The organism is Pseudoalteromonas obscura, from assembly GCF_030135505.1.
GTDB lineage: Bacteria > Pseudomonadota > Gammaproteobacteria > Enterobacterales > Alteromonadaceae > Pseudoalteromonas > Pseudoalteromonas obscura.
This window is the reverse complement of record NZ_JASJUT010000012.1, coordinates 92,910-106,120: the sequence shown is the minus strand read 5'-3', so window position 1 is coordinate 106,120 and position 13,211 is coordinate 92,910. Positions and strand designations below refer to the sequence as shown.

Here is a 13,211-nt window from a genome sequence, read left to right as displayed (position 1 = left end):
GTTTCGTGGTAGCTAACCGCTTGGTTATTGTTCCAGTGAGTATGACCCGTACCTATAGTGGATTCAATGCCATCGGGTTTATTAATTTTATTTATCGCTGTATTAGTACCTACCCTTGTTGGGCTTTTTCCTTTTGTTAGTGTACTAACACTGCCTAGTTAATTTTATCAAGGTGGGCAGTTGGTATGTGATTGCAACTGCGCTTTGTAACCTAAGGTGGGTGTTGCTACTTAAAGCCGTTAATGCTCCAAAGGGACGGTGATGACAAATACATATTGGTATCCCCTAACATTATATCTCTGGGAGAATAGTGGTTAATTTCAAAAACGATTATACCGTATTCTACACTATAGAAATATGCCCCATAATAGTTGTCATCAGGCTCTATTGGTGGCGATCCGCCAATATTTATAAAATAACCATCATATTGTTCTTTGCCAAACGAAAGCACAGAGCGAGTTATTTCATACTCAGAAGAGAGCTCTTCAATTGTACCGGTTACGTATTTTTTGAGTGGGCCTGGCAGCATGCTTTCATCTGGGATGGCAAGCACAGTTGAAGAAATCATATAGCAGCGTTTAAACCCGCTTAACTGACACGGAAAAATGGGAGAAAAAGAGCTTCCCTCGTAATACATTAACTTTTCCAAATCAAAGTGTACCTGTCCACCGTCTATTCTGGTGTAACTCACTATATTAGACGAGTCAGTGACTTTAAAATCATCACATGCAGTTAGCATAAAAGCGATAGATAGAAGAGCAATCAGCTTAACCATGTGTAACATTCTTCCTTTTTTATTGTGATTACAATTGGGTAGATGTACCTCCGTGCTCAAGAATACCTTGAGTCGCACATAACTATGTATAGGCAGCGGGAAGCGCTTTCAATACACTTACTGATGTACCCAACAGAGAGATGGCAGGGCTTAAGATCGACACCAAATGAACTTTGCACAATTATCCTACTAAAGAATTCGTTTTGATCTAGTTCGATTTTTCACGCTTAATCTAATCCTATTGAAACAAAGCCAATGTCTTTCAAGTTTGAACACGGTTAGAGCAAATAAAAGCGCACTGGCACCAGCACTTTATTGTTGACCATTTTTTCGGGTGGTAGCGGCAGAGGTTGCGCGCGCTTCACAACACTTTTTGCTTCTTTGTTGAGCAGTGGATAGCGAGAAGCTTGAACCACTTCGATATCGCGCGCTTGGCCTTGTGCATCTATTGTAAAACGCACCGTCACGGTGGCTTCTTGACGGCGTTTTCTCGCTATTTTTGGGTAGCGTTTTTTCTTTGCTAGGTGGGCAATTAATTCGGCCTGCCAGTTTTGTGTCATTTGCAAAGTGAGTATCTCATCTTGGCCTTGCTGTTGGGCCTGATTTTGCGTGGCCACTGTCTCTGCTTGAATGGCTTTGGCTTGACTGGCGACACTTTGCTGTTGCGCCGGTTTTGTTGCAATCAACTCTGGTTTTTCAAGCTGTGGTTGAGGCTCTGGCTTGTGCGGTTCGACCGCCGCAACCTGTTCAGTTTCAGCGGACGGTTGCGGATCTGGCTCTGGTTGAAGTGTTGGGTTGGGCTCAGGTGGTGTGGTTTGCGCAAGCTTCTTAGCTGCGGCAATTTTTCCTTCATGCACTAACCCGATATCACTGGACGTAATTGCTTCAACTTTTGCTTGGGGTGGTGTGTTGGCCGATAGAGCTTGTGTGCTCTGAAGTTCTTGAGATTGACTATGGGTCTTGGCCAACGGCGCCAGCTTGACCACGAAGGGGGCTTTAGGTGGAGCTGGAGGAAGCGGCGTTGAAGGCTGCCAATGCCACAGCGCAACCCCAAGTACAGCTAGGTGTAAAACAATGGCCCAAGTAAATGCGAGTGACCAATCACGGCGAGAAAGCACTTAATTCAGGTCCTCTTCGCCGACCAGTGACACATTGAGATAACCTATGTCTCTGAGCGTATTCAGTAATGACATAAGCGCCCCATAATTAACTTGCTGATCAGCACGGATAAATATGATTTGTTCAAGGTTATTGCCACTGGCGTCATTGAGGACATGAGCGAGCTCTGTCTCGGCAATGGCTTTGTCACCTAAAAAAAGTTGTCGCTCTTTATCTAAAGATAAAATCAGTTGTTTTTGGTCTAGAGCTTGGTGCTCTGCATTGGCACCGGGTAGTTCAAGGGGCACTGACACCGTTGATAAAGGTGCCGCAACCATGAAAATAATCAGTAATACCAACATGACATCGATAAAGGGTGTCATGTTGATTTCATTGTTGAGTGCGAACTCATCTTGCTCGCCGTCATTCATCATCGCCATGCTAACGTAGCTCTAATTGGCGACCAGCGAGCACGAGTAACTGGCTTGATAAGGCATTGAGCTGTTTGCGATAAAGTGCAATATTTCGGGTAAAATGGTTGTACATCAATACCGCGGGGATTGCAGCGATTAAGCCAGCCGCAGTGGCCAATAACGCTTCGGCAATGCCTGGGGCGACAACAGCTAAATTAGTGGTATTGGTGGTGGCAATGCCAACAAAGCTGTTCATTATGCCCCACACCGTACCGAACAAACCGATAAAGGGGGCTGTTGAACCAATGGAAGCCAGCGAACCTGTGCCTTGAGTCAAACCATCCGTGAACTCGTCGACACGGCTCTTCATTCGCTGGAGGGATCTTTCCTTAATTCCTTCAGCTGTGGCATTATTTTTTGCGCCCCAGTCTAATTCAATGAGCACTTCAGTGACTAACTGTGCTTCTAAAACGCTCGGAGTACGCAATTGTTCTAGGTTATTTTTGCTGCGGCTGTTTGCTAGCAACTCGCTGAGCCGGCTGCGTGCAGCTGCAATTTGCTTTTGCTTGGCGATAAAGATCCCCCAGCAAGCCACTGATGCAGCGACCAACGTTAACATGACGCTTTTGACCACCCAATCTGCTTGCATAAACATACCGTAAGCGGTGAGGGAGCCGCCAGCGGCCGAGGCCTCAAATGTGAGCAATAGTGCAACACAGGCAGTGGCTTTTTTCATCTTTTGTTCAATCCTGCTTTATCTAAAAACAAACCCTTATGTTTAAAGAACGCGTGAGATTAAAAAAAGCGTAATTAGTTTTTAAATTTTTTTACTTTATGTATCAGCCATCGCATTTGGAATGCGGTCAGTTAATGGTTTTAGCAGATAACTTAACATTGAACGCTCGCCATTTTTGACAAAGGCTTGCACTGGCATCCCTGCTTGTAACACCAAGTTTTCAGTAAGCGCATCTTCACTGACTCGGATAGCTACTTGATAGTAGGGCTTTCCGGTACGTTCGTCGTTCACTGTATCTTGTGCCAAACGCTCAACCTGACCGCGTACTTTTGGTGTGGTGCTGGTATTAAATGCGCTAAATAGCAAGTCGACATCTTGACCAAGGGTGACACTGTCAATCAGATTGCTCGGGATCTTTGCATTGACGATCAGTTTTTGTCCCTTGGGTACAATTTCCATCAGCAGCTGAGATTGAGACACGACGTCACCAAAGGCATCCAAACCAACCACTTGGCCCGCCACGGGAGCGCGAATTTTGCTGTGATCTAGGCTAAATTGTGCAGTGGTCATTTGTTGCTGGAACTCACTGATATTGGATTGATTTTTTGCCCTTTGTTGACTTACCTCTTGGCGGTAACTTTTGCGAGTTTGCTGTAGCTGAGTATCTAGCTCAAGTAGGCGTGCGCGCTGTGACAACAGCTCTGACATGGCATTTGCCGAGTCCGCCCGGATCTCGGCGGCCTGTGCTTTCAATTGGTAAAGCTGCTCTTGTGATTGAAAGCCTTTTTTAACCAGTGCTTGGGTGTCCTTTACCCAGTTGTCATAGACACTTGCTCTTTGATTGTGGCTCGCAACGACATGCTCTAGGCCAGAGATGCGAGATTGCGTGGTATGTTTGTTGTCTTGCAGTAATTTTAGTTGTGTGTGCAAAGCATCGCGGCGTTGCTCGAATACTTGTTGATTAAGCGCCATGGCCTGACGTGCTTGGGGTAAATTCACCTTGGTCAATGCCGCTGAATATTGGAGGAGGGTTGCATCTGCCAATTCAGCATTCAGACGCTCTTTCTCTGCCAGTGCCATATAATATTGGGTTGTGGCAGCCGCCAGCTGACTTTTCGCAATTTTATTATCCAAGATCAGCAAAGGGTCTCCTTGCTCTACCCACTGTCCGTTTTGCACTAATAAGTCCGCAATAACGCCATTTTGTGGTGCCTGAATTTGTTTTTTATGCCCTGCAACAACCACTTGACCTTCGACAACCACGCCTTTATCCAGCGGTGCAAATGCACCCCAGACTAAAAACACGCCCAAACTGAAGGCGATAGTGATCCAGCCAAGACGGATATGTTGACTGCCGGCAATTTCTTGATTTGCCTTCATATTACGCTGCTCCTCTGTGGCCTTGCTGGGCTTTTTGCATTGCACCTAGTACCTGCTGTTTGGGCCCAAAGGCCTGCACATTACCTTTATTGAGCAACAATATTTTGTCACTCAGGCCTAAAATATTGGCTCTATGAGTAATGAAAATAACACTGCAACCGGACTGCTTGAGTGTTTTGATGGTGTTTGCCAGTGCTGCTTCGCCAGCATCGTCCAAGTTCGAGTTAGCCTCATCGAGGATCACCAGTTTGGGGTTGCCGTACAGCGCCCTCGCCAAACCTATACGCTGTTTTTCGCCGCCAGATAGACCCATGCCTCCTTCACCTAAAATTGTGTTGTAGCCATTGGGCAATTTAAGGATCATCTCATGTACGCCAGCTAACCGCGCAGCATCGATGACAGCCTCGTCATTTATATTGCCAAAGCGGGCAATATTCTCGCTGATACTACCTGCAAACAAGCCGACATCTTGAGGCAAATAACCCAAGTGAGGGCCTAAACTCTGTGTATCCCATTGAAAAATGTCAGCACCATCCAGGCGTACCTTACCCATGCGTGGTGCCCAGATCCCGGTTATCAATCTCGCTATGGATGATTTTCCAGCACCCGAAGGACCCAGTATGGCGAGTACCTCACCTGGCGCTAGCTCAAAACTGATATTGCTGAGCACTGGAGTTTGAGCCATTGGTGGGATCAAGGTGGCATTTTCTACACTTAATTTGCCACTTGGGGCTGGCAGAGCGAGCCCGGCTTTTGGAGCTGGATATTGGTGCAATAGCGCATCTAGACGTTGGCGAGACAGCTTCACACTCTGCCACTGCTTAAATGCACCAACAAGCTGCTCAACTGGAGATAATAAGCGACCAGCCATGATAGAGCCCGCGATCATCATACCAGCTGTGATTTGGCCATCTACTGCCAGCCAAGCACCGGCGCCTAAAACAACTGATTGCAGTGCGAGGCGCAACACTTTGCTGGTGGCTGTGAGCACTGAGCTTAAGTTGCTGGCTTCACTTTGATGGCTGATTCCTGCTTGGTGCTGAGTTTGCCATCGCGCCTGTAAATTACCTTGCATCCCCATAGCGTGCGCAACTTCTGCATTATTGATAATGCCACTGGCCAGTCGTGTGGCATTGGCAGTTGCCAAAGAAGAAGCTTGTAAGGGTTTTTTGGCCCAGACTTCATTGAGTAGCGCCAATGCGAATAATAGCAAAGTGCCAACCAATGCAATGGCGCCGAGTAATGGGTGAAAGAAAAACAACAGCAGCAGAAAAATAGGTGCCCAAGGTGCATCGAAAAAGGCAAAAATACCTGTGCCGGTCATAAATTGACGGACTTGGTTGAGGTCGTTAATAAGCTGACCGGGGTTGGCATTACCTAATTTGAGTTGATGTTGATATACAGCTTCAAATACCTTGCCGTGCAAATCGTTATCGAAACTCTCACTGACACCAATCAATACTCGGCTACGTACCCACTCAAGTGCACCCATTAATAAAAAGAAACCTGCCACCATCATGGATATCATTAATAAGGTGTCTAAATTGGCTGAACTCAATACCCGGTCGTAAACTTGTAGCATGTAAATTGCGGGAATAAGCATTAATAAGTTAATGACAGCACTGAAGCCCGCGACATGCAGTAAACTACGCTTTTGCTTATTCAGTGCGGCTTTTAATGCTTCACTTGGTTGAGTTTGGGGGGTCATGAGTTATCCCCTTGACGTCGAGCGCGCGCAATCCGCAAAGCGCCCAATAGTGCCAGCCAGCCCCAATTCAGGGCACCGCCATTGCCGTAGTGAACGGTTTCACTCTCTTTGACTTTGGCCTCTGCATTTACATAGAGCGTAGTGAGCGCACCAATTCGAGCGCCGACGTCAGCATCTCGACAATTGATGGAAAAGGAGTACACGCCGGAATCTGGAGATATCTTGATACTACCTTGTGGTGCAATATCCCCATCAGGCACCCAGTCGCCGCTCGCGACACCGCCTGTGGCAATACAGTTTGTCGCATTGCTGCTACTCCAGGTCACTTCGGCTTCTTCGCCGAGCTTTAAAGTGCCCGGGGTGATACTGATAGAGACTGAACCTGTGGGCTTCATACCACTGAGATCGACTTCATACACAGTGCCCAAAATGTCGTTTTCATACACCCAACCCGCTTGGTTGGTATAGCCACGACCACCATTTATGGTCGTACCATAGAGTCGTCCATTTTCTGCCAGCATCAACCCCGTGGGTGTTTTGCCATCTACGTCTTCACCAGGTCCGCCTTTAAAGGAGTGCACGTGCTCAAAGCCGCTCTCAAGAAGCTTGCCATCTTTGAACTTGATATCTGCCAAATTAATACGGTAAATAGTCCCGTCACTTGTCATATTGAGTGCTTGTTCGGGGTATTTTCCACCCTCTCTCACGGAGATTAAGTCGCTTTTATGTACGCCGCCACCCATTGTCGTACCGTACAAATAGCCACTCTCTGTTATCACCATGGGGCCACGTGGCTGACTGCCATCTTCGCCGCTAAAGGTATGCAGTAAGGTAAATTCCGAGCCATCTTTTTTGAGCCTAAATACCGAGCCATGAGGGTTGCTGCCATCGTAATGAGGGTAGTCGGTATGGATCAAGCGCTCACGCTCACCAATCGCGCTATAAAACAGGTAGTCTCCACCGCAGAGACCGTTGGCAAATGCAGTCTCTTTGCCACTGTATGTAATGATGCCTTTTGTTTTACAGCTTCCAACTGAGGTCGAACCGTATAAATAGCCTTGTTCATCTTCCACTAAATAAGTTGCGATGCGGCCTTCAGTGGCGTTTGTGTCCCACGGGATTTCACCTTGCTGTAAAGTAAACTCGTGCAGTATGGTAAGTGCGTCCACCGGGTTTTCACTGAGCTCAATCGCATAGAGCGCTCCAACGGGAAAGTCGTCGTCAATGGATAGGGTATCTAAAAATGGTATGCCTCTTGGGTACCCTATGTAGCCATAAAGTGTGTTGCCACTGAGTAACATACCGCCAGCAGCAGTAAAGTCACTGTGCGGGCTATTGTTAAAGCGATATAGCTCCAACAAGCTATTGTCGTGTTCTAGACGCATTAACCTAGAGTAGGTCTTGTGATCTGTATCGATAAACAGCAGGCGACTTTGATTGTCAAATATGGGATTGACATTAGGTTGCGTGAAGAGATTTTTATTTTCATTGTTAAAGAGAATGGTTTTATTGCTGCCATCTGAGTGCACGAAGAAAACGTTGCCTTTACTATCAATGCTATACAGTCGATCTAACTCTGGGTGCTGTACAAACCCGACCAATCCATTTACATCTTTTGCCAATGCAAAATAATGACCTTCAACTGGTGTTAGCCCCCACATACTTGGTGCCACGACATCGTTGCCGGTACGGCCCATTAATGATAGGCCAATCAATTGATCTCGTTCTGCGTTATAAATGGGCGGTGCGAAGGGCTTGCCCGCACTTGGCCAACCTTCAGGCCCTGTATAGTGAAGGGACGTGAGGTAATTAACGCTGACATGATCAATTGCAGTGGTTGCAAGGCTAGAGAAAGGTAGTGATAACAAAAAGATACAGAGTTTTTTCATAGTTGGCTCAATAAATGACAGATAGCACTGCAGCTGTACTGCAGTGCTCTAAGGTTAAGCGACTAGGTCGAAGTCAACTGGGGTAGACACACCAACAGTGCCTGTTGGGCCTAAGTCAACACCATTTGTAGAAAGTACATTCATCAAGTAGCTGAAGTCTGAGTCTTTCATGCCATCAACAATATTGTGTGTCGTGTTGTCACCAGCGTTGCGGCCAATTACGCCACCATTTGCATCGAAGCCTGCGTTTAGACCAACCGTGTCTAGACCATCGAAGCTCACAAGCTCTTCAGTGAAGCTGTATTCACCGTTTGCGTTTTGAGTTAGACCGCGGCCGAATGAGATAGACGCGATTTCACCGTACATAGTGTGTGAAGGGCCTGCGAAGAATGTGTAGTCAATGTAAGAACCATCAGCAGCTTGAATGATAAATCCTAGGCTTTCAGCACCCACTTGGCCTTCTTGCGCATACTGTGTACCAGAGAAAGTACCGAACATACCCCAGAAGCCTAGGTCTACAGTTGGGTTTGGATTCTCAGCACCAGCAAAGCTACCAATGTTTTCGTTGTAGTCAGTGTTCGTGAAAAAACGAGACGCATCAGTGAAGAAGTCGTTTAGGCTAGGGAAGTCGTAGCTAACGCTGTAAGTTACTTGTATAGACATGATAAATCCTTAATAGTTAATTTTTTTATAATATTGACCTAGCGGTCGTGTTGAGACATATCGGCTGCGCGCCAATCCGATATGTCCGTTGTTATTGGCAAGGGCATGCCCTTGCAATTCAAATTCTTTTGGCTTATCTGGCTTTGCGGAATCGTCTGCCCATTACCAAGCCCAAAATCAGCATTAGCCCGCCAAATGCACCACTGCTGCCTTTGTCTTCTTGAGGTTCCGGCGCAGGCGTTTCACTCGTATCAGGTGTTGGCTCAGGTTCAGGCTCAGGCTCAGGTTCAGGCTCAGGCTCAGGCTCAGGCTCAGGCTCAGGCTCAGGTTCTGGCTCAGGTTCTGGCTCTGGCTCTGGCTCAGGTTCAGGTTCAGGTTCAGGTTCTGGCTCTGGCTCTGGCTCAGGTTCAGGTTCTGGCTCAGCATTGACTACCAGTTCAAGTGTGCGAACAAAGGCTTTTTGATCCGTATCCAGGCAAGTGAGGACGTAAGATTTGTCACCTTCCGACTCTGGCTCAATGGTTTCTTGACCTGTTGCATCCTTTTCACCTGCCCAATCACCGCTGGCGGTACAGCTACTGAGGTTAGTGGATTGCCAGTTTAGCTCCAGACTTTCACCCAGTTCGAGCTGCTCTGTTTCAGTGGTAAAACTGAGGCCGTGTTGAGTGACAGAAAATTGAAAAACACCACCCGAGTCAGTGGTATTGTTGCCATTGGTTACGCCATATATGGTTTGTGAGCCATCGAGTAAGGTACCAACAGATAGGCCCATAGGTGCGATTGAATCTTTACCAGCAAAGTGCAGCACGACTTCATAAGCGTCTTTAGCTCTGTCTACATCACTGGCATCTTCACTTAGATTGATGCGATAGAGCGTACCGGACTCCCCATCACGGCCACCGCTTGAAGTAGTGCCGTAAATGTTGCCATCGGCGGCCAACACCAGGGGACCTGCTGGTTTATCACCATCTTGGCTATCTTCTTGTGTCGCAAAGGTGTGTAGAACAGTGAATCCATTGTCATTGCTTTTGTGCATGCGCCAGATGGTTTTTTGTGACGTACCGTAAATCCAGTCTCCATGTTCAACGAGTCCGTTGGTTGCCAGCACATGATCGTCAATCAGTCCGTGAGTCTCATCATCAAAGCTCTTGAGTACAGTGACTTCTGTGCTGCCATCTGTTTCGACATTGGCTAAGTCCACTTTAAATAAAGTACCGCTGGCAAAGTTATCACCTTCTAAGCCGTCATTGCTGCCCGCACCTGCGGAGTCTGCTGATTTATGCGCAAGGCCGTAAATGGCATTGTCAGTTGCACTAAAAATCAAAGCGGCGGGTGATTGTCCTTTGGTGAAAACGTATAGGTCGCCAGCTGCTTGTTTGTATTCATCGCGGCTGAAATCGACCAGCGTAGCAAGTTCACCTGCGCTGCTGAGTCTTAGCAGTGCATAAAAGTCATCGCTGCGATCTGAGGCTGCGAAGTACACGTTGTCATTTGAATCTACTGTGAGTAAGCCATGTATTTCAAATTTACCGCTATTGATACCTGACAGATCAAGGTCCGCCAGTGCATCTTGCATTTCTTCGCCTTCGCTCCACTTAAATAAACTGGTTTTAGCGCCACCGTAAGCCATGCCTTGACCGTCGATAACAACATTTGTACCAAACGCTGTGATCTCGGTATTCAGTGAGTTGGCTTGCGTGTTGTAGTCAGTTAGCGCACCTTCAGTCAACTGGGGCGTAAAATAATAAATACCGGACTGTCTGATTGAGGCAAAATCGCTACCGCCACCAGAGAGAAAAGTGCCGACAAGCTTGCCGCTGACCGGATGTAGTACGGGCGGTTTTGCAGGCAACATACCCTTATCACCACCAAACATGATGGTTTGTGGTGTGCCAAACACATGTAATTGCTGCAGGTTGATCTCAGCGGCGCTTGCCAAGTTTGCGCTAACTAACGCGCTACTGATAAGTGCCAACTTAAAAGCTTTTCGCATGTTTATACCCTTGTCTTTAATTAAAATTTTGCTGTTATTCTTGCGATGACGCTGCGCCCCGGCGCAATCCAGTAAGAGGTGCCATTTGCTTCGGCATAATTGAGGTCCTTGAGGTTATCAATCGACATGCGCAGCTGAATATTTGGTGAGTACTGGTAGTCCAGCCACACGTCGTAAACTTCCCAATCCACGACCTTTTCATAAGCTTTTCCACCGCGGCCATCGTTGTCTTCAAAGCGCATTCTTGCGCCAACCTTTAGGCTGTCATCAAACAGCTTCAATCCAAGTGTGATGGCGCCACTGTGTTTCGGAGGTGGAATGTAAAGCAGTCCGCCAGACTCAGTTTTACCTAAGTTTGTTGCGGGGAAACCGACCTGACTGCCGAGTGGGAACGGGTTGTAGTCACCTAGACCGGGATCGAAATTCATCTTGGTATAGTTGAGCTCTGCAAACATCACTTTAGATTGATAATCAGCTTGCAGCTCTATGCCTTCAAAGCTGATTTCATCTTGTAAATTGACATAGCTGCGAATGCCACTTTTGTCACTGACAGAGGTTGGGCTCATCACCATTCCCTGAATAATGAAGTTGTCTACGGTGTTTTCGAACCAACCTGTTTTAATAAACAGATCATGCTCTTTGGCCAGCTGAGTAAACTCAAAATTCATTCCTACTTCATTGTTAAGAGACTCTTCGGCTTGTAAGCCGGGATTTGGGTAGAAAGGAAATTGGTTACCCACATGCATCCCGAATAACAAGGTTTCGGTGATCGAGGGAGGGCGCACACCTTTGGCAGAACTGACATAGGCTTGAATCTCATCATTAAAGCGGTACGCAAAACGCAAGTTAGGCGAGACAAAATCGTCGTGGCGCGCCACGGCAAAATTAGTGTAGATCAGCGTCTTGCTTGGAGTGACGCCGGGTGGGTTGAGAATAGCCCCTGAGTTGATCTCACCCCCTCCCTCGAGTGAGAAGTGCTCGTATCTGACGCCTGCTTCAATGGACAGATGCTCACCATATTGCCACTCGGTCTGGAAGAATGCACTGCTCACTGCGCGGCTTCCCCCCGGAGTTGCCCCTGTGAACCAAGTTGGGTCACCGGTTCCCGGCGTTTGCTGGATCGCTTGAGGCTGGGTCCAGTCTCTAAAGTATTCCATGCCAGTATTGAGCATGAGCAGAGAGTCTGCTTCACTCAACCAGTCGTGTTCTAAGCTAAAGAATGAAATATTTTCGAGCACCAGGCCAAAGGTATTGGTTTCGTATTGCAGCTCAAACTCCCCGTAAGGGTTAATCGAGTCTCCCAGCTCAAACTGATGTTGGCGCATTTGAGTTCGGTTGTAGTAAATGCTTGAACTTAAGTCAAAATAATCTGAATTAGGGTTCCAGAAATAATCTACTTTAATGGTGTCATTACTGAGTTTGCTGGTAGCACTAGGTTGCTCGGTTTCTCCTGTGGTGGAGCCCTCGTTAAAGTTGGCAGAGAAACCTACATAACTTAGTTTTATGGCGTGTTGTTCATTGATTTTATAATTGGCTTTGAGCAAAGAGGACCATTGATCTTGCTCGGTAAAAGAGCTGAGCGCATCAAAGTAATTGTCATTGCCGGCATTACCACCGTGCTGACCAGGCTCAAACCTTCCGACGTGTTTGCGCCCAACCGCTGCGACCAGCTCAAGATCTTTTCCCAAGCGTACTCCTGAGGCGAGTAAGCCTTGCATATGGTATGCGTTGCTGCCTGTTGCGAGCGCAACTTTGCTGCCGTGGTCTTTTCCTTCAAGTGCGAGATCAGCAAATTCCAGCGTGTTGAAATTGACTACGCCCCCAATGGCACCTGCGCCGCCAGCGTGGCCGACGGGACCTTTTGCAATGTCGACACTGGAAAGCAGCTGGGGATCGAGGTAGACGGTACCATTAGCGCCGTGTCCGCTGCGCTGAAAATTCTGTCTTGCACCATCGATCATCACATTGACTCGGCCAAAGTCTTGAATACCTCGTACATTGACCGCGACTCCGGGTTCTTGACGTGTTTGCGATGTTGTCACTCCGGGTACATTGTAGAAAATGTCAGAGGTATCTCGTGGTGCTACACGGGCGAGTTGATCTTGGCTTAATTTGGTGTCTGAAGAAGCGGACTGATAGATCTCTTTATGGGTATTATTACTGGCATATACTTCAAGAGTATCGAGCATGACCGCGTGTTCTAGGTTGCTTGATAACGCTCGAATGACATAGCTACCATTGCTGGTTTTCTCAGCGTATAAACCTGTGCCTGCGAGCAGCTGCTCAAAGCCATCACTCAGTACAAACGCGCCTTTTAACCCAGTAGTTTGGGCACTGCCGATCTGGTTAGGATCAAATTGCAGCAGTACGCCTGTTTGCAGTGCCAGGGTATTGAGTGCCTCAGCTAAGCTGCCTTTGGGAATATCAAGTTGGTGCGCCTGTTGTGCCAAAGCTGCGCTTGGCAGAGCAAGTCCAGTACACAATAAAGCAGTATAAATTGAGCGAGTAGCACTGTCGCCTATCATAAATAGTTCTCATTATTATTTAGAGCTACTT

10 protein-coding genes are annotated in these 13,211 nt (G+C 47.3%); all 10 read right to left on the bottom strand.

Annotated elements, in window-relative coordinates; all coding sequences use genetic code 11:
* Positions 1-226: 226 nt before the first annotated feature.
* The gene (locus tag QNM18_RS22105) at positions 227-775 is read right to left on the bottom strand and encodes a hypothetical protein (RefSeq protein WP_284138463.1); all 549 of its coding nucleotides are present in this window, start codon (positions 773-775) and stop codon (positions 227-229) included.
* Positions 776-1,053: 278 nt separating this feature from the next.
* Positions 1,054-1,893 carry an energy transducer TonB gene (locus tag QNM18_RS22100; RefSeq protein ID WP_284138462.1) on the bottom strand — a complete coding sequence of 280 codons (840 nt, stop codon included), beginning with the start codon at positions 1,891-1,893 and terminating at the stop codon, positions 1,054-1,056.
* On the bottom strand, positions 1,894-2,313 hold the full coding sequence (locus tag QNM18_RS22095) for a biopolymer transporter ExbD (protein WP_023398984.1): 420 nt from the start codon (positions 2,311-2,313) through the stop codon (positions 1,894-1,896).
* 1 nt (position 2,314) lies between these two features.
* On the bottom strand, positions 2,315-3,022 hold the full coding sequence (gene exbB / locus QNM18_RS22090; RefSeq protein WP_284138461.1) for a tonB-system energizer ExbB: 708 nt from the start codon (positions 3,020-3,022) through the stop codon (positions 2,315-2,317).
* A 96-nt stretch (positions 3,023-3,118) separates the two neighbouring features.
* Entirely contained in the window at positions 3,119-4,402 is a 1,284-nt protein-coding gene (locus QNM18_RS22085; RefSeq protein WP_284138460.1) for an HlyD family type I secretion periplasmic adaptor subunit, read from the bottom strand.
* A gap of 1 nt (position 4,403) precedes the next feature.
* Positions 4,404-6,110, bottom strand: coding sequence for a type I secretion system permease/ATPase (locus tag QNM18_RS22080; RefSeq protein ID WP_284138459.1), 1,707 nt, complete (start codon positions 6,108-6,110; stop codon positions 4,404-4,406).
* Positions 6,107-7,999, bottom strand: a complete 1,893-nt coding sequence (locus QNM18_RS22075) for a choice-of-anchor tandem repeat GloVer-containing protein (protein ID WP_284138458.1) — start codon at positions 7,997-7,999, stop codon at positions 6,107-6,109. The genes QNM18_RS22080 and QNM18_RS22075 overlap by 4 nt, the downstream gene beginning before the upstream one ends.
* Before the next feature lie 54 nt (positions 8,000-8,053).
* Complete coding sequence (locus QNM18_RS22070; protein WP_211012589.1) at positions 8,054-8,662, bottom strand: heme acquisition protein HasA; 609 nt, start codon at positions 8,660-8,662, stop codon at positions 8,054-8,056.
* A 133-nt stretch (positions 8,663-8,795) separates the two neighbouring features.
* Positions 8,796-10,655, bottom strand: a complete 1,860-nt coding sequence (locus QNM18_RS22065) for a choice-of-anchor tandem repeat GloVer-containing protein (protein ID WP_284138457.1) — start codon at positions 10,653-10,655, stop codon at positions 8,796-8,798.
* 20 nt (positions 10,656-10,675) lie between these two features.
* Entirely contained in the window at positions 10,676-13,180 is a 2,505-nt protein-coding gene (locus tag QNM18_RS22060) for a TonB-dependent receptor (protein ID WP_284138456.1), read from the bottom strand.
* Between the last annotated feature and the right edge of the window lie 31 nt (positions 13,181-13,211).